The organism is Limnohabitans sp. (assembly GCF_044361645.1).
GTDB lineage: Bacteria > Pseudomonadota > Gammaproteobacteria > Burkholderiales > Burkholderiaceae_C > Limnohabitans_A.
In genome coordinates, this window is record NZ_JBIKIL010000092.1 from 1 (window position 1) to 15,314 (window position 15,314).

Consider the following 15,314-nt stretch of genomic DNA (forward strand, 5'->3'; position numbering starts at 1 on the left):
TCACGCTCAAGCCTCAAGCCTCAACCCTCAACCCTCAACCCTCAACCCTCAACCCTCAAGCTAAGACGCCAAACGCTCGTCAAGAGCGCGCGCAGGGCAGACCGGGTGTGGTGCACCACTCGCTCCAACTGCCTGCATACAGCGCAGTGGGGCCGAAACCGGCCAATTCCATGGCCAGCAGGTTGGGCACGGCGGTCACGCCACTGCCGCAGTGGTGCACCACACTGCTGGCCGGGCGGCCTGCCAGCACTTGGGTCCATTCGGCTTGGAGTTGCTCGGGGCTTTTGAAGCGGCCGTCAGCGCTGAAGTTGTCGGTGTAAGGCCGGTTCAAAGCGCCGGGGATGTGGCCAGCCACCGGGTCCAGGGGTTCCACCTCGCCGCGGTACCGCGCCGCAGCGCGGGCATCGACAATGGTTTGCTCTGGGCGGCCCAATTGCGCCGACACGGCCTCGGTCAAAACCAGTTGGCGCAGCGGCGGATGCAGCACAAAACGCGCCGGTGCGGCAGCGCTTGACGGCGAGGGAACAGACGAGAGATCAGCCGAGGCCGCAGATGAATCGAAAGGGCCAGAGGCCAGCGCACCGCCTGCGTTTTTCCAGGCCTGCAAGCCACCGTCCAGCACCGCCACCGCGTCGTGGCCCAACCATTCGAGCATCCACCACAGACGGCCGCAGTAGGCGCTGTTGTTGCGGTCGTACACCACGATCTGCATGCCGTTGTGAATGCCCAGACTGCCGAGCCACTGCGCCACCGCCTCGCGCTGCGGCAAGGGGTGACGCCCGCCGTTGACGGCTTGGCCTGGGGCGTGTGTGCTCAGGTCTTTGTCCAGATGCGCGGGCAAGGCAGCGGCGATGCGTTCGCTGACAAAAATGCCATCGGCCAGCTCGGGTTTCATCAGGTCAAAGCTGCAGTCCAGCACGGCGAGGGGGGTGCCTTGGGCTTGCAGGGCTTGCAATTGGGCGGCGGTGATGAGCAAGTTGTACATGGCAGGGTCTCCAAAAACGGGGGTTCTTCAGTGTTCTTCAGCGGGGGCGCGGGGCAGGGCGCGGCTGCGCAAGGCGGTGGCGGCGATGCCGCTGGCGATGATGAGCAGCATGCCCGCCCAGCCAATGAAGGGAATCTGGTCGCCAAATAAAAACAAACCGTACAAGGCGGCAAACACAATGCCCGAATACTGCAAATTGGCCACCACCAGGGTGGAGCCTTGGGTGTAGGCCTTGGTCATGCTCAGTTGTCCCAGGGCGGCCAACACCCCAATGGGCAGCAGCCACAAAGCCGCTGGCCAAGTCCAGGCGCTCGCGCCAGTGAACAGCATGGCGACACCGCCCACCACGGTGGTGCCGATGGAAAAATAAAACACCGTGCGCTGCTCGGGCTCGCCCAAGCGGCCCAAGGCGGCCACTTGCAAGTAGGCCAGTGCCGCGCCCAGCCCCGAGAGCAGGCCAATCACGCCCGCAAACAGCTGGTTTTGCTCGATGGTGGGGCGCAAGATCATGACCACCCCGCTGAAACCGGCCATCACGGTGAGCACCAAGGGCCCTTGGCGACCGATGTCTTGCAGTCGTCCCATCACCAAAGTGCCACCGATCAAAAACGCTGCCACCCAGACGCCGCTCATGTAGTTGAGGGTCATGGCGGTGGCCAGTGGCAGGTGGGCGATGGCGTAGAACCAGGCCGACAAAGAGGCCACACCGATGACAGAGCGCCAGACATGCATCAAGGGGATGGGGGTGCGCAGTGACACGTCTTGCGCTTTGCACAGCGCGGCCATGAAGGCGATGCCGATCAGGCCCCGAAAAAACACCAACTCAAAAGTGTGAAAGTGGGGCGCGGCGTATTTGATGCACACGCTCATGGTCGCAAAAAAAAGCGACGCCAAAATCATCCAAGAGGCTTGCATCGGGGGGGCGCGCCGCTTCAAATGCCGTTCATTTGCTGCCGGTACCACTCGTGGAAATGCTGCATGCCGTCTTCCATGGGGCTTTGGTAAGGGCCCACTTCGTTGTCCCCGCGCGCCAGCAGGGCTTGGCGGCCCGCGTCCATGCGCTCGGCGATCTCGTCGTCTTCGATGCAGGTTTCCATGTAGGCCGCTTGCTGGGCTTCAACGAATTCGCGCTCAAAGGCCACGATCTCTTCGGGGTAGTAAAACTCCACCATGTTCAGGGTTTTGCTGGGGCTGATCGGGTGCAAGGTAGACACCGTGAGCACATGCGGGTACCACTCGACCATGATGTGCGGGTAGTAGGTCAGCCAAATCGCGCCGCGCTCGGGCAGTTGGCCGTTGCGGTATTTCAGCAGCACCTCGTGCCAGGTCTTGTACGCGTCCGAGCCGGGTTGGCCAAAACCGGCCGACACACCCACGGTCTGCACCGAATAGTGCTCTTTGAACTCCCAACTCAGGTCGTCACAGGTGACAAACTGGCCCAGCCCCGGGTGGAAGGGGCCCACATGGTAGTCCTCCAAATACACCTCAATGAAGGTTTTCCAGTTGTAGTTGCACTCGTGTAACTCCACCCGGTCGAGCGCGTAGCCGTCGAAACTCAGTTGTGCGCGCGGACCCATGTTCGCCAGATCGGCCGCGATGTCGCGGCCGTTGTCCTCAAACAGCAGGCCGTTCCATTCGCGCAAGGGGTAGTTGTTCAGGTTCAGGCAGGGGTCTTGCGCAAAGTGCGGTGCGCCCAACAATTGGCCATTGGGTGCATAAGTCCAGCGGTGCAGCGGGCAGACAATGTTGCCGCCTGCGCTGCCTTTTTGTGGCGTGTGCAGATTGCCCCGGCCGCTGAGCATGAGGGCTTGGCGGTGGCGGCAGACGTTGGACACCAGTTCCACCCCGCCTTGGGCGTTGCGCACCAAGGCGCGACCCTCTCCCTCATGGGGCAGGGCGCAGTAGTCGCCTGGGTGGGGCACCGCCAGCTGGTGGCCCACATAGCGGGGGCCTGGCCGAAAGAGCGTGTTCAATTCGCGCTGAAACAGCGCCTCATCGAAATAAGTGGAAACTGGTAGTTGGCTTGCGGCCTGCTGCAGTTGAAGACTTAAATCAGACATGGATGACCTGACCTAGAGACTCCCCCTATGAAGGGGCAGGAACAACGCGCTGAATTCCTGAGAAAAAAGCGCAAAAAATGACAGGAGGTGCTGTCGGTGAGCCGCGATTCTAACCCGGGCGCTGAGGCCCTTCTTTGAGCCGTCTCAATGCCCAGCTTCGGCCTTGCCGTGGCGCAAAACGCTGACCTGATGGCGGCCCGAAGACCCTGACGCGGACTTGTGTCAGCTTGGACAAGGCTTCAAGCCTAAAATCAGAATTTTGGTTCCGGAACTTCCATGCCCAAGGCCGCTCAACCCGACCCCGCCGATCTCACCCATGCTGCAGCGGTGCCCCTGCCCGCGACGTACGAATTGGCTTTGGCTGAGCTGGAGTCGCTGGTCGGTCAATTGGAATCGGGCCAAATGCCTTTGGACCAGCTCTTGACGGGCTACCAGCGCGGCGCTGCTTTGCTGGCGTTTTGCCGCGACAAGCTCAAGGCGGTGGAAGATCAGATTCAGGTGCTGGACGGCGGGCAAGTCAAGCCCTGGAGTGGTGCATGAGCGTTTTTGACCTCCACACCTGGATGCAGTCGCATCTGGGCCGGCTTGAGCAGGCGCTGTCGCAAGGCATCGCCGCCGACTCGCCCGCCCAATTGGGCCTGGCCATGCGCTACGCCGTGCTCGACGGCGGCAAGCGCCTGCGCCCCTTGCTGGTGCTGGCCACGGCCGAGGCGGTGGGCGACGCTTTGCAAAGCGCGGCGGCCCTGAATGCCGCCTGCGCCATTGAGCTGATCCACGCCTATTCCTTGGTGCACGATGACATGCCTTGCATGGACAACGATGTGCTCAGGCGCGGCAAACCCACGGTGCATGTGCAGTTTGGCCAGGCGCAGGCCCTGCTGGCGGGGGATGCTTTACAGACTTTGGCTTTTGAAATGTTGACCCCACAGGACACCAGCGTGAGCGCTGCGGTGCAAGCCACTTGTGTGGGTTTGCTGGCCCGCGCCTCGGGCTACCAAGGCATGGCCGCAGGCCAAGCGATCGACTTGGCCAGTGTGGGCCAGCGCCTGAGCGAAGAGCAGCTGCGCCAAATGCACCGCCTCAAAACCGGGGCCTTGCTGTTGTGCAGTGTGCAAATGGGCGCGGCCTGTGTGCAAGGCGTGCCCGCCCCGGTGCAGGCGGCCTTGAGCCGTTTTGGACAGGCGCTGGGCCTGGCCTTTCAGGTGGTGGACGATGTCCTGGACGTGACGGCCGATTCGGCCACGCTGGGCAAGACTGCAGGCAAAGACGAAGCCGCTGACAAACCCACTTATGTGGCCCTGATGGGGCTGGATGCGGCCAAGGCCTATGCCGATGTGCTGGCCGCCGAGGCTGTGCAGGCCCTGGCCGACACCGGTTTGCCCGAGGCCCGTTTGGCCGCTTTGCGCGCCTTGACCGCGATGGTGGTAGAAAGAAACAACTGACATGACCGATTTGCTCAAGACCATCGACCAGCCCGCTGACCTGCGCCGCCTGTCGCGCACAGAACTGCCGCACTTGGCCGACGAATTGCGCCAGTGCGTCCTGAACAATGTGTCACAAACCGGCGGGCACCTCAGTTCCAACCTGGGTACGGTGGAGCTCACGGTGGCCTTGCACTATGTCTTCAACACCCCAGAAGACCGCATCGTCTGGGACGTGGGCCACCAAACTTACCCGCACAAAATTCTGACCGGGCGGCGCGAGCGCATGCCCACGCTGCGCCAATTTGGCGGCTTGTCGGGCTTTCCGCGCCGCGACGAAAGCGAATACGACACCTTTGGCACGGCGCACTCGTCCACCAGCATTTCGGCCGCTTTGGGCATGGCCGTGGCCGCCCGCCAAAAGGGCGAGTCGCGCCACTCGATTGCGGTGATCGGCGACGGCGCCATGACCGCGGGCATGGCCTTTGAAGCCCTGAACAACGCGGGTGTCGAAGAGTGCAAGCTGCTGGTGATCCTGAACGACAACGACATGTCGATCAGCCCGCCCGTGGGCGCGCTCAACCGCTACCTGGCCCAACTCATGAGCGGGCGTTTTTACTCGGCGGCCAAGGCCGGGGCCAAAAATGTGCTGAAAAATGCACCGCCTTTGTTCGAGCTGGCCAAGCGCCTCGAAGAAACCGCCAAAGGCATGGTGGTGCCCGCCACGCTGTTCGAGAAATTCGGCTTCAACTACATCGGCCCGATCGACGGGCACGACCTGGAGTCTTTGATCCCCACGCTGGAAAACATCAAAAACCTGGATGGCCCGCAGTTCTTGCATGTGGTGACCAAAAAAGGCCAGGGCTATGACAAGGCCGAAGCCGACCCGGTGGCCTACCACGGCCCTGGCAAGTTCGACCCCAGTGTGGGCCTGGTGCCAGCGGCAGCGCCCGCCAAAACCACTTTTACCCAGGTGTTTGGTCAGTGGCTGTGCGACATGGCCGAGAAAGACATGCGCCTGGTGGGCATCACCCCTGCCATGCGCGAGGGCTCGGGCATGGTGGCTTTTCACCAGCGCTTTCCCAAGCGTTATTACGACGTGGGCATCGCCGAGCAGCACGCCGTGACCTTTGCCGCCGGCATGGCCTGCGAGGGCCTGAAACCCGTGGTGGCCATTTACTCCACCTTTTTGCAGCGCGGCTACGACCAGCTGATCCACGACGTGGCGCTGCAAAACCTGCCCGTCGTTTTCGCCTTGGACCGCGCGGGCCTGGTGGGGGCCGACGGGGCGACGCATGCGGGGGCTTACGACATCGCCTACATCCGCTGCATCCCCAACATGAGCTTGGCCTGTCCGGCCGACGAGCGGGAATGCCGCCAGTTGCTCAGCACCGCGTTCGCGCAAAACCACCCGGTGGCGGTGCGCTACCCGCGTGGGGCAGGTGTGGGCACCGAGCCTGGGCGCGATCTGGACACCTTGCCTTTTGGCAAAGGCGAAGTGCGGCGGCAAGGCGAAAAATTGGCCATTTTGGCTTTTGGCACCTTGCTGGCGCCGGCCTTGCAGGCGGCCGAACAACTCAACGCCACGGTGGTCAACATGCGCTGGGTCAAACCACTGGATCTTGAACTGTTGGCGCAAATTGCGCAAACCCATGAGCGCATCGTCACCGTGGAAGAGGGCAGCACCATGGGCGGCGCGGGCAGCGCGGTGGCCGAGGCCTTGCAGACTTTGCAGATCATCCGGCCGGTTTTGCATTTGGGTTTGCCCGATGCATTCATCGAGCACGGCGACCCGGCCAAGTTGCTGGCCTTGCAGGGCTTGGATACGGCGGGCATGGTGGCATCCATCCGTCAGCATTGGCCGGCCTGATGACCTTTTGCAAGTCTTTTGAATTAATTTCAAGTGACTGCATTGAAGGCTCAGATCTTTTCAGTGGAGACTGACTGAAAAAAAGGGTTAACCCTTGCCAAAAGCGCCTGTGCGGTTTCCTACAATAGCGTCAGACTGAAGAGTCAACGCCCTCTTTTACGGGGTGCTTTTAACTTTCAACAGGAGTCCCTTCATGGATCGTCGTTCCCTCATCAAAAACACCGGCATGGCCGGTATTTTGGCTGCCGGTGTTGCACCTGCGGTTCACGCCCAAGCAGCCCTGCGCTGGCGTCTGACTTCCAGCTTTCCCAAGGCGCTGGACACTTTGTTTGGTGTGAACGATGTGTTCGCAGCCAAGGTCAAGGAAATGACCGGCGGCAAGTTCGAAATCACCACCCACGCGGCCGGTGAATTGGTGCCCGCTTTCGGCACCATCGACGCCACCAAAGACGGCACTGTGGAAATGTCCAACACCGCGCCTTATTACTATTTCGGCAAGGACGAAGTGTTTGCTTTGGGTTGTGCCATTCCCTTTGGTTTGAACAGCCGCCAGATGACGGCTTGGATGCTGCATGGCAACGGCATGAAATTGATGCGTGAGCATTACAACAACTACAACATCGTCAACTTCGTGATGGGCAACACAGGCGCTCAAATGGGTGGCTGGTTCCGCAAACCCATCAAGTCACTGAAAGACTTCAAGGGCACCAAATTCCGCGTGGGCGGCTTTGCAGGCAAAGTGGTTGAGCGCATCGGTGGCGTGCCCCAGAACATTCCTGGCGGCGAGATTTACCAAGCGCTGGAAAAAGGCACGATCGATGCGGCCGAGTGGGTGGGTCCTTACGACGACCTGAAGCTGGGCTTTTACAAAGTGGCCAAGAACTACGCGTACCCAGGTTGGTGGGAAGGCGGTCCTCAGTTGGACCTGCACGTCAACAAAAAAGCCTACGACAGCTTGTCCAGCGAGTACAAGGCCATCATCGAGGCGGCCTCGGCCTATGCCGCAACCGACATGCAAGCCCGTTACGACGCACGCAACGCAGTAGCGCTCAAAACTTTGGTGGCGGGTGGTGCCAAGCTGTTCCCTTTCCCCAAGGATTTGATGGACGCGGCTTTCAAAGAGTCCATGGCCCTTTACGAAGAAATCGGCACAAAGAACCCAGGTTGGAAAAAAATCTACGCTGACTACTCGGCCTTCCGTAAAGAAGCCAACCAGTGGTTCCGTTTCACCGAAGCACGCTTCGACAACTACATGCAATCGGCCAAGCTGTAATTAAGCCCCACTTGCATGAACCACAAAAGGCCCTTCGGGGCCTTTTGTTTTGGGTAACGCCAGGTCAGAACATCTGCATCAGGCAAACTTCATCCCATGCAGCACATCGATCTTTCCTACCAATGGGTCCCGCCGGGACAAGAGGCGACGCGCAACCGCAACAGCCCCTTGCGCAACCCCCTCATGGACTTGTTGCAGGCGGTGCGACACGCCGGCTCAATTGCGGGAGCTGCCAAAGGTCTCGACTTGTCTTATCGCCATGTCTGGGGCGAACTCAAGCGGTGGGAGCAATCTTTGGGGCAGCCTCTCATTGTCTGGGAAAAGGGGCAGGCCGCTCGGCTGACCGGTTTTGCCGACAAGCTGCTGTGGGCCGAGCGGCAGGCGCAAGCCCGCTTGGCGCCCCAAATCAGCGCCCTGCAGGCCGAGCTGGAAAAAACGTTTGCGGTGGCCTTTGACCCCTCACACCAGGCCTTGGGCATCTATGCCAGCCACGACGATGCTTTGGTCATGCTGCGTGAAGAAGCCGCAGCCCAGTCCTTGCACCTGGACCTGCGCTTTTGTGGCAGTGTCGACGCCATTCGCGCCTTGAACGAAGGGCGATGCCACGTGGCGGGTTTTCATGCCCCGTGGCAACCCGATGCGCATTCGCTGGTGGCCCGTACCTACAAGCCCTTGCTCAAGCCCGGTCAGCACAAGCTGATTGGCTTTGCCACGCGTGCGCAAGGCTTGATGGTGGCTCCGGGCAATCCTTTGCATTTGCAAAGCTTGGCGGACGTACACCATGCCGGGGTGCGCTATGTCAACCGAAGCCAGGGAACGGGCACACGTCTGTTGTTGGACCAATCCCTGCAAGTTTTGGGCTTGAAGGCTTCGGACCTGACAGGCTATGCGCACGAAGAAAATTCGCACAGCGCAGTGGCCGCCTGCATTGCAGCGGGTCAGGCCGATACAGGCTTGGGTATCGCCAGTGCTGCGCAGGTGCACGGGCTCGATTTCGTGTCTTTGTATCCAGAACGATATTGGTTGGTGTGTCTGTCATCGGCCCTTAACAGCCAGCCCGTTCGGCAATTGCGATCACTGCTCAGCGACCCGGCTTGGCAGCGGCGTTTGCAAACGATGGCCGGATACACCACCACCGCCGATGCGGGTCAGGTGCAGTCTTTGCGCAGCATGTTGCCATGGTGGCAATTCAAATCGGAGCGCGCCCCCTCAAGGGTTAGCCCTTGATTTTTAGCGACTTTGAAATGCGCTCGTGGCACCCGTCAAAAATATCAACTGAAGCATTTGGCGTGAATGCGCTTTGGCCGGTACTCTCAGACTTACAATCGCGCCAGATTTCCTGGAGGACGACATGTCTTTTTTCTTGTTGATTTCACGGGGCATTGACCGTTTGAATCAAAGCGTGGGACTTTTCACCACCTGGTTGATTTTGGCCACGACCTTGATCAGTGCGGGCAACGCCATCGTGCGCAAGGCGTTTGATTCGAGCTCGAACGCGCTGCTGGAGATCCAATGGTATTTGTTTGCTGCGGTGTTTTTACTGGGTGCCGGTTACGGTCTGCTCAAAAACTCGCATGTGCGCATTGACTTCATCTCGGGCATGCTCAGCCCGCGTACCCGCAACTGGATTGACGTGGGCGGCATCTTGCTGGCCTTGTTTCCTTTTTGCGCCATTTGCATTTACTTGTCCTGGCCGCTGTTCATGCAGGCCTACACCACGGGTGAAATGTCATCGAACGCCGGTGGTCTGATCCGCTGGCCGGTGTATGCGCTGGTGCCTGCCGGCTTTGCCTTGCTCATGCTGCAAGGCATCTCAGAATTGATCAAGCGATTGGCCTTTTTGTGGGGGCAGGGCGAAGACGTTTTGTCCTCGGAAGAGGCCATGTCGGATGAGCAAAAGGAATTGCTGGCACTGGAAAAACTGGCGCAAGAACAAGTTCAGGGAGCACGTTGATGGAAGCGACTTTTTTGGCACAAAACTTTGTGCCCATCATGTTTGGCGGCCTGTTGGTGCTGCTGCTCACCGGTTTTCCGGTGGCCTTTGCCTTGGCCGCTTGCGGTCTGGGTTTTGGCTACATCGGCATGGAAGCGGGCTTGTTCCCGCCCTCGCTGTTCCAGGCTTTGCCCCTGCGGATATTTGGCATCATGCAAAACGACACCTTGCTGGCCATCCCGTTTTTCACCTTCATGGGCATCATCTTGCAGAAATCCGGCATGGCTGAAGATTTGCTGGAAACCGTGGGCCAAGTCTTTGGTCCGGTGCGCGGCGGGGTGGCGATTGCGGTGATTTTGGTGGGGGCCTTGCTGGCTGCCACCACCGGCGTGGTGGCGGCTGCGGTCATCTCCATGGGCTTGATTTCTTTGCCCATCATGCTGCGTTACGGTTACAGCCGGGTCATTGCCACTGGGGCCATCACCGCCTCAGGCACTTTGGCGCAGGCCATTCCGCCGTCTTTGGTGTTGATCGTGCTGGCCGACCAGTTGGGCCGCTCGGTGGGTGACATGTACGCCGGTGCTTTGATTCCCGGCTTGCTGCTGGTGGGTTTGTATGTGCTGTTCATTGTGGTGGTGGCGATTTTCAAGCCCGCCATGGTGCCCGCCTTGCCGCCTGAGGCCCGCATCTACCGTGAAGCCAATGGCAAATCGGGCCATGTGTCCTTGATGTTCTTGTTGATTTTGTGCGTGGTGGTGGGTTATGCCTGGGCCTCGGCGCACGACAGCATCATGATGGCCTGGCTGGAGCGCACGCAAGCAGCGCCGTCTGATGAGGTGGTCATCATGTCGATGACGGTCGCTTCTTTGGTGGCCTTGTCGCTGGCCATTGTCAACCGTGTCACGGGCATGGGCTTGTTGTCCAAATTGGCCGAGCAGGTGACCTTTGTCTTGATGCCGCCGCTGATCCTGATTTTCTTGGTGCTGGGCACCATTTTCTTAGGTGTGGCCACGCCTACTGAAGGCGGTGCCATGGGCGCTTTGGGCGCCTTGATTTTGGCCATTGGCAAGCGCCGTTTGAGCATGCCTTTGATGAACCAGGCGCTGGAAAACACGGCCAAGCTGGCCTCGTTTGTGCTGTTCATCCTGATCGGCTCCACCGTGTTCAGTTTCACTTTCAATGCAGCCGATGGCCACATCTGGGTGGAGCACCTGTTTGTTGGCATGCCCGGTGGTGCGATCGGTTTCTTGATCGTGGTGAACATTCTGATTTTCATCTTGGGATGCTTCATTGACTTTTTCGAGATCGCTTTCATCGTGATCCCGATCCTGGCCCCTGTGGCCGAGAAGATCTTGCCTGGAATGGTGCCTGGCATGACGGCCGACCAGGCCATGATCTGGTTCGGGGTGATCGTGGCGATGAACCTGCAGACCTCGTTCCTCACGCCGCCCTTTGGTTTTGCCTTGTTCTATTTGCGCAGCGTCGCACCCAAGAGCGATTACAAAGACCGTGTCACCGGTGAAAACATTCGCGCTGTGACGACTTCCGAGATTTACAAAGGCTCGATCGCCTTCATCGTGCTGCAGTTGATCATGGTGGCGGCCATCATCATGGTGCCTTCCTTGGTCACGGGTGGCCTGCAAGAGGGTGTGAAAGTGGATGTGGATGCCGCATTTGAGCAAATGTTGGAGGCTGAAGGCGAGCGTGATGACGAAGATGCTGCTTTGGACGATCTGAAGCCCGAGGCGCAAGACGAAGAGGAGGGCGATGATCCGGCCAAGGCTTTGGAAGCCGAAATGAAGGCGGATAAAAAATAAGCCATGGCTGCAGGCCTTTCCCAAAAACCCGCTTCGGCGGGTTTTTTGTTGGTGCGCTGGGGCCTATGCAAAGCGTTTCATAGTGGACAGCCCTCATGCGCAGGCGTGGCAAGTCCCTTAGCATGCGGACGCCACCATGAATACCTTCTCTGACAGCGTGTGGACCGCGCTGAACCTTGTCACATCTTGGGACCCCACCCTGTGGGTGGTGGTGGCACGTTCGCTGGCCGTCAGTGCCACGGCCTGTGCGCTGGCTTACGGCGTGGGTGTGGCTTTGGGGGCTTGGTTGGCGGTGTCGCGTTTTCGTGGCCGTGGTGCGGTGCTGGTGGGCCTGAACACCTTGCTGGCGCTGCCCTCGGTGGTGGTGGGCCTGGTGGTGTATTTGCTGCTCTCGCGCACCGGGCCTTTGGGCTTTTTGGGCTGGATGTTCAGCTTTCAGGCCATGGTCTTGGCCCAATTCATTTTGGTGGTGCCGGTGGTGGCTGCGCTCACGCGCCAGGTGGTCGAAGACGTGGAGCGCCAGCACGGTGAGCAATGGGCCTCGCTGGGTGCAGGCCCTTGGCTGCGCAGTTGGTTGCTGGCTTGGGACGAGCGCCTGGCACTCTTGACCATTGGCGTCACGGCCTTTGGCCGTGCCATATCCGAGGTGGGGGCCGTCATGATCGTGGGCGGCAACATCGATGGTTTCACCCGCGTGATGACCACCGCGATTGCATTAGAGACCAGCAAGGGCGACCTGCCGCTGGCGCTGGGGCTGGGCATGGTGCTTTTGGCGGTGGTGTTGCTGCTCAATGCGCTGGTGGCAGGCCTGCGGCGCTGGGGTGATGCACGCCATGCGCGGCCATTGGCGGCCGATGGCTTGGTGGGTGCGCAGCCATGAGCGCCGCGCAAATCACGCTGGACGCGGTCAGCCTCCAGCTGGGGGCGCAACAGGCCTTGAAGGGCGTGAGCTTGCGCATGGCGGCGGGTGAACGCGTGGCGCTGGTGGGGGCCAACGGCTCGGGCAAAAGCAGCTTGCTGCGCACACTGCACGGTTTGGTGCCGCCCACACAAGGGCAGGTGACCCAAGCGCCGGGTGTGCGCCAGGCCATGCTGTTCCAAAGGCCGCACATGCTGCGCCTGTCGGCCCTGAACAATGTGGCGCTGGGTTTGTGGCTGGACCGTTCCTTGGCTTTGAATTGGCGCGCCTCGAAGGCCTTGGCCCTGCAGGCCTTGCAGCGTGTGGGCTTGCAGGCGGTGGCGGGGCAAAGTGCACGCCAGTTGTCGGGTGGGCAGCAGCAGCGCTTGGCCTTGGCCCGCGCTTGGGTGCGCCAGCCCGATGTCTTGTTGCTCGATGAGCCCACGGCCAGCCTCGACCCGCATGCCAAACGCGAAGTGGAAGCTCTGATGGCCGACTTTGCGGCAGGCCCAGCACCTGACAAGCCTTTGACCTTGGTCTGGGCCAGCCACAACCTGGGCCAGGTCAAGCGCCTGGCCACCCGCGTGATTTATTTGGAGTTCGGCCGCGTTTTGGCCGACCTGCCTGTTGCTGATTTTTTCAACCCCGTCCTGCTGGCTGAGTGCAGCCCTGCAGCCCACGCTTTTGTTCAAGGAGAACTTTCATGAGCATTCAAACCTTCACCCGCCGCGCCCTGCTGTGCGCTGTTTTGGTCACCTCGGTCACCTCGCTCACCTCGGTTTGGGCCCAAGCCCCATCGATCGTGATGTCGTCGACCACCTCCACCGAGCAATCGGGCTTGTTCGCGCACTTGCTGCCAGCGTTCAAAAAAGCCAGTGGGCTGGATGTGAAAGTGGTGGCCTTGGGTACAGGCCAAGCGCTGGACATGGCGCGCCGAGGTGACGCTGACGTGGTGTTTGTGCACGACCAAGTGGCCGAAGAAAAGTTTGTGGCCGATGGCTTTGGCATCAAGCGCTTGCCCGTGATGTACAACGATTTTGTGCTGATTGGCCCCAAGGCCGACCCGGCAGCCACCAAGGGCAAAGACATCGTGGCGGCCTTGGCCAAATTGTCGGCAAGCAACGCGGCGTTTATCTCGCGTGGTGACAAGAGCGGCACGCATGCGGCCGAGCTGCGTTTTTGGAAAATGGCCAATTTGGCGGACAAAAAAGGCAGCGGCTACAAGGAATGCGGCTGCGGCATGGGCCCGGCTTTGAACATCGCGGCGTCTTCAGGCGGCTATGTGCTGGCCGATCGTGCCACTTGGCTCAACTTCAAAAACCGCGCCGATCTGGCCATCTTGGTGGAGGGTGACAACCGCTTGTTCAACCAGTACGGTGTGATGGTGGTCAACCCCGCCAAGCATGCGCACGTCAAACAAGCCGATGCGCAAAAGTTTGTCGACTGGATCACCTCGGCCGCAGGGCAGGGCGTGATTGCCGATTACAAGATTGGGGGTGAACAGTTGTTTTTCCCGAATGCGGGCAAGTGAACACAGGCTTGCTCAGCTTTTGGGCATGCCGAGCTTGCGGTAGACGGTGGCACGGCTGATGCCCAAGCTGCGGGCGGCTTCGGCCACGTTGCCGCGTGCCTGGTTCACCGCCTCGCGGATCATGTCGGTTTGCACATCCTTGAGCGGCTTGGGCGCGATGTCTTGGGCTGGCCTTGGCGCTGTGGGCTGAGTGTCCGACTGGCCTGGTTGCAAGGCTTGGGTCTGCAGGCGCAGGCCTGACCACAGCGGCAGTTCCTGGATGCCACTCTGGCGGCTGGCCGCATCGAACAGACTTTCCCAAGACGAGGCAAACACTTCGCTGGCGTGCAGTGTCTGGCCGTGGGTGGCGGGTGACAAAGACAGCATTTGCCGTGCGGTCGGATTGGCCCCCACGATGTGGCCATCGCTGTCCAGCGTGAGCAAGCCGTCGCTGTCGTCACCGGGTTGGTTACCGGGCCAGTTCAAGCGCAGCACCAGCGCGTGGCTGGTGGACAGCAGCCAGCTGTTTTCGATGCTGCGGGCCGAGCGCCGCACCAGGTGTTTCAGGGCAGGGCGCTCTGTGGTCTCGATGCCCGTGAGGTCGAGCATGCCGGCGCACAAACCATCGGGCCCAAACACTGGGGCACCTGCGCAGCTGTAGATGCCGGTGTCTTGGAAGAAATGCTCGCCCCGGTGCAGCCAAACCGGTTGCAGCTCGGTCAATGCGGCGCTGATGGCGGTGGTGCCCACGGCTTTTTCGGACAAATTCACGCCCACACGGGCGATCACCTCTGCGCGGCGGTCCTGCCGGTCCACCGGGCCGTGCACGTCCACCACGATGCCCTGGGCATTGGTCAAAATAGCGAAATAACGGATGTCGACAATGGCCCGCGCCAGCTCGGCCAGCACCGGCTGGGCCGCTTGCACCAGTGGGCGGCTGGCCTCTTGCACACGGCGCATCTGCTGGCTTGAAATGGCCTCAAAACTCACCGCCTGGCTCGGCTCCAGGCCCATGGACAGGCAGCGCTGCCAAGAGCGTGTGATCCAAGGTGACAGTGCTGTATCCAGGTCTCCCGAGCGCCCCTGAAACACCAGGTCGCGGGCGAACTCAATGCGTGACAGGCGGTCAGAGCTTGGGGGTGTGAGGGGCATGGCGGATGTGTATCAAGCTGAGAATTTTTGCGCCAACCCTGCTAAACCTAGGGTTAATCCGTATCGGTTTGAAGGGGTATGCAACAACAATGGCTATGCATTCTGATTCATAAGCGCGGCCTTGAAAAGTCCGCTCCACCACAGGAGATACACATGCAGAAAGTCCTGCACATCAATCCGGACAAATGTACCGGCTGCTTGCAGTGCGAAATGGCCTGTTCTTTCGAGAACTACGGCACATACGCCACCTCCAAATCGCGCATCAAGGTGTTTGATTTCCATCACACCGGCAAAAAAGTGCCCTACACCTGCACCCAGTGCGACGAAGCCTGGTGCCTGCATGCCTGCCCTGTGGAAGCCATCACCGTGGACAAAGCCACCGGCGCCAAAGTGGT

Annotated in this window: 15 protein-coding genes; 11 read left to right on the forward strand and 4 right to left on the reverse strand. The window is 60.4% G+C overall.

Going from position 1 to position 15,314, the window contains the following annotated elements:
• Positions 1 to 79: 79 nt before the first annotated feature.
• The 3 genes from ACIQ39_RS13855 to ACIQ39_RS13865 are packed head-to-tail and all read right to left on the reverse strand — an operon-like array spanning position 80 to position 3,045.
• The gene (locus ACIQ39_RS13855) at positions 80 to 985 is read right to left on the reverse strand and encodes a sulfurtransferase (protein WP_396435190.1); all 906 of its coding nucleotides are present in this window, start codon (positions 983 to 985) and stop codon (positions 80 to 82) included.
• 27 nt (positions 986 to 1,012) lie between these two features.
• Positions 1,013 to 1,900 (reverse strand): DMT family transporter, encoded by an 888-nt coding sequence (locus ACIQ39_RS13860; RefSeq protein WP_396435191.1) that lies wholly within the window; start codon positions 1,898 to 1,900, stop codon positions 1,013 to 1,015.
• Between the two features lie 17 nt (positions 1,901 to 1,917).
• The gene (locus ACIQ39_RS13865) at positions 1,918 to 3,045 is read right to left on the reverse strand and encodes an aromatic ring-hydroxylating dioxygenase subunit alpha (RefSeq protein ID WP_396435192.1); all 1,128 of its coding nucleotides are present in this window, start codon (positions 3,043 to 3,045) and stop codon (positions 1,918 to 1,920) included.
• Positions 3,046 to 3,321: 276 nt separating this feature from the next.
• Between ACIQ39_RS13865 and ACIQ39_RS13870 the strand changes: the two genes are divergently transcribed.
• The 10 genes from ACIQ39_RS13870 (at position 3,322) to ACIQ39_RS13915 (ending at position 13,788) form a co-directional block, all read left to right on the forward strand.
• A complete protein-coding gene (locus ACIQ39_RS13870; protein ID WP_396435193.1) occupies positions 3,322 to 3,585 on the forward strand; it encodes an exodeoxyribonuclease VII small subunit in 264 nt (87 codons plus the stop codon).
• Complete coding sequence (locus ACIQ39_RS13875) at positions 3,582 to 4,487, forward strand: polyprenyl synthetase family protein (RefSeq protein ID WP_396435194.1); 906 nt, start codon at positions 3,582 to 3,584, stop codon at positions 4,485 to 4,487. Before ACIQ39_RS13870 ends, ACIQ39_RS13875 begins: the two co-directional genes overlap by 4 nt.
• A gap of 1 nt (position 4,488) precedes the next feature.
• Positions 4,489 to 6,336, forward strand: a complete 1,848-nt coding sequence (gene dxs, locus ACIQ39_RS13880) for a 1-deoxy-D-xylulose-5-phosphate synthase (RefSeq protein ID WP_396435195.1) — start codon at positions 4,489 to 4,491, stop codon at positions 6,334 to 6,336.
• Positions 6,337 to 6,529: 193 nt separating this feature from the next.
• Positions 6,530 to 7,609, forward strand: coding sequence for a TRAP transporter substrate-binding protein (locus ACIQ39_RS13885; RefSeq protein WP_396435196.1), 1,080 nt, complete (start codon positions 6,530 to 6,532; stop codon positions 7,607 to 7,609).
• Between the two features lie 96 nt (positions 7,610 to 7,705).
• Positions 7,706 to 8,836, forward strand: coding sequence for a substrate-binding domain-containing protein (locus tag ACIQ39_RS13890; protein WP_396435197.1), 1,131 nt, complete (start codon positions 7,706 to 7,708; stop codon positions 8,834 to 8,836).
• 124 nt (positions 8,837 to 8,960) lie between these two features.
• Entirely contained in the window at positions 8,961 to 9,563 is a 603-nt protein-coding gene (locus ACIQ39_RS13895; protein WP_396435198.1) for a TRAP transporter small permease subunit, read from the forward strand.
• Positions 9,563 to 11,359, forward strand: coding sequence for a TRAP transporter large permease subunit (locus ACIQ39_RS13900; RefSeq protein WP_396435199.1), 1,797 nt, complete (start codon positions 9,563 to 9,565; stop codon positions 11,357 to 11,359). Before ACIQ39_RS13895 ends, ACIQ39_RS13900 begins: the two co-directional genes overlap by 1 nt.
• Before the next feature lie 136 nt (positions 11,360 to 11,495).
• Entirely contained in the window at positions 11,496 to 12,239 is a 744-nt protein-coding gene (locus ACIQ39_RS13905) for an ABC transporter permease (RefSeq protein WP_396435200.1), read from the forward strand.
• On the forward strand, positions 12,236 to 12,964 hold the full coding sequence (locus ACIQ39_RS13910) for an ATP-binding cassette domain-containing protein (RefSeq protein ID WP_396435201.1): 729 nt from the start codon (positions 12,236 to 12,238) through the stop codon (positions 12,962 to 12,964). The genes ACIQ39_RS13905 and ACIQ39_RS13910 overlap by 4 nt, the downstream gene beginning before the upstream one ends.
• Positions 12,961 to 13,788: a substrate-binding domain-containing protein gene (locus ACIQ39_RS13915; protein ID WP_396435202.1), complete on the forward strand. Its 828-nt coding sequence runs from the start codon at positions 12,961 to 12,963 to the stop codon at positions 13,786 to 13,788. The genes ACIQ39_RS13910 and ACIQ39_RS13915 overlap by 4 nt, the downstream gene beginning before the upstream one ends.
• Positions 13,789 to 13,800: 12 nt before the next feature.
• On the opposite strand, the gene ACIQ39_RS13920 is transcribed toward ACIQ39_RS13915, so the two are convergent.
• On the reverse strand, positions 13,801 to 14,919 hold the full coding sequence (locus ACIQ39_RS13920) for a helix-turn-helix domain-containing protein (RefSeq protein ID WP_396435203.1): 1,119 nt from the start codon (positions 14,917 to 14,919) through the stop codon (positions 13,801 to 13,803).
• Between the two features lie 153 nt (positions 14,920 to 15,072).
• On the opposite strand from ACIQ39_RS13920, the gene ACIQ39_RS13925 reads away from it, so the two are divergent.
• Positions 15,073 to 15,314 (forward strand): 4Fe-4S binding protein (locus tag ACIQ39_RS13925; RefSeq protein WP_396435204.1); only part of this gene is annotated, 242 nt, incomplete at its 3' end.

Coding starts and splice junctions, on each gene's coding strand:
- ACIQ39_RS13855 (WP_396435190.1), bottom strand. CDS start 985: ATGTACAACTTGCTCATCACCGCCGCCCAATTGCAAGCCCTGCAAGCC.
- ACIQ39_RS13860 (WP_396435191.1), bottom strand. CDS start 1,900: ATGCAAGCCTCTTGGATGATTTTGGCGTCGCTTTTTTTTGCGACCATG.
- ACIQ39_RS13865 (WP_396435192.1), bottom strand. CDS start 3,045: ATGTCTGATTTAAGTCTTCAACTGCAGCAGGCCGCAAGCCAACTACCA.
- ACIQ39_RS13870 (WP_396435193.1), top strand. CDS start 3,322: ATGCCCAAGGCCGCTCAACCCGACCCCGCCGATCTCACCCATGCTGCA.
- ACIQ39_RS13875 (WP_396435194.1), top strand. CDS start 3,582: ATGAGCGTTTTTGACCTCCACACCTGGATGCAGTCGCATCTGGGCCGG.
- dxs (WP_396435195.1), top strand. CDS start 4,489: ATGACCGATTTGCTCAAGACCATCGACCAGCCCGCTGACCTGCGCCGC.
- ACIQ39_RS13885 (WP_396435196.1), top strand. CDS start 6,530: ATGGATCGTCGTTCCCTCATCAAAAACACCGGCATGGCCGGTATTTTG.
- ACIQ39_RS13890 (WP_396435197.1), top strand. CDS start 7,706: ATGCAGCACATCGATCTTTCCTACCAATGGGTCCCGCCGGGACAAGAG.
- ACIQ39_RS13895 (WP_396435198.1), top strand. CDS start 8,961: ATGTCTTTTTTCTTGTTGATTTCACGGGGCATTGACCGTTTGAATCAA.
- ACIQ39_RS13900 (WP_396435199.1), top strand. CDS start 9,563: ATGGAAGCGACTTTTTTGGCACAAAACTTTGTGCCCATCATGTTTGGC.
- ACIQ39_RS13905 (WP_396435200.1), top strand. CDS start 11,496: ATGAATACCTTCTCTGACAGCGTGTGGACCGCGCTGAACCTTGTCACA.
- ACIQ39_RS13910 (WP_396435201.1), top strand. CDS start 12,236: ATGAGCGCCGCGCAAATCACGCTGGACGCGGTCAGCCTCCAGCTGGGG.
- ACIQ39_RS13915 (WP_396435202.1), top strand. CDS start 12,961: ATGAGCATTCAAACCTTCACCCGCCGCGCCCTGCTGTGCGCTGTTTTG.
- ACIQ39_RS13920 (WP_396435203.1), bottom strand. CDS start 14,919: ATGCCCCTCACACCCCCAAGCTCTGACCGCCTGTCACGCATTGAGTTC.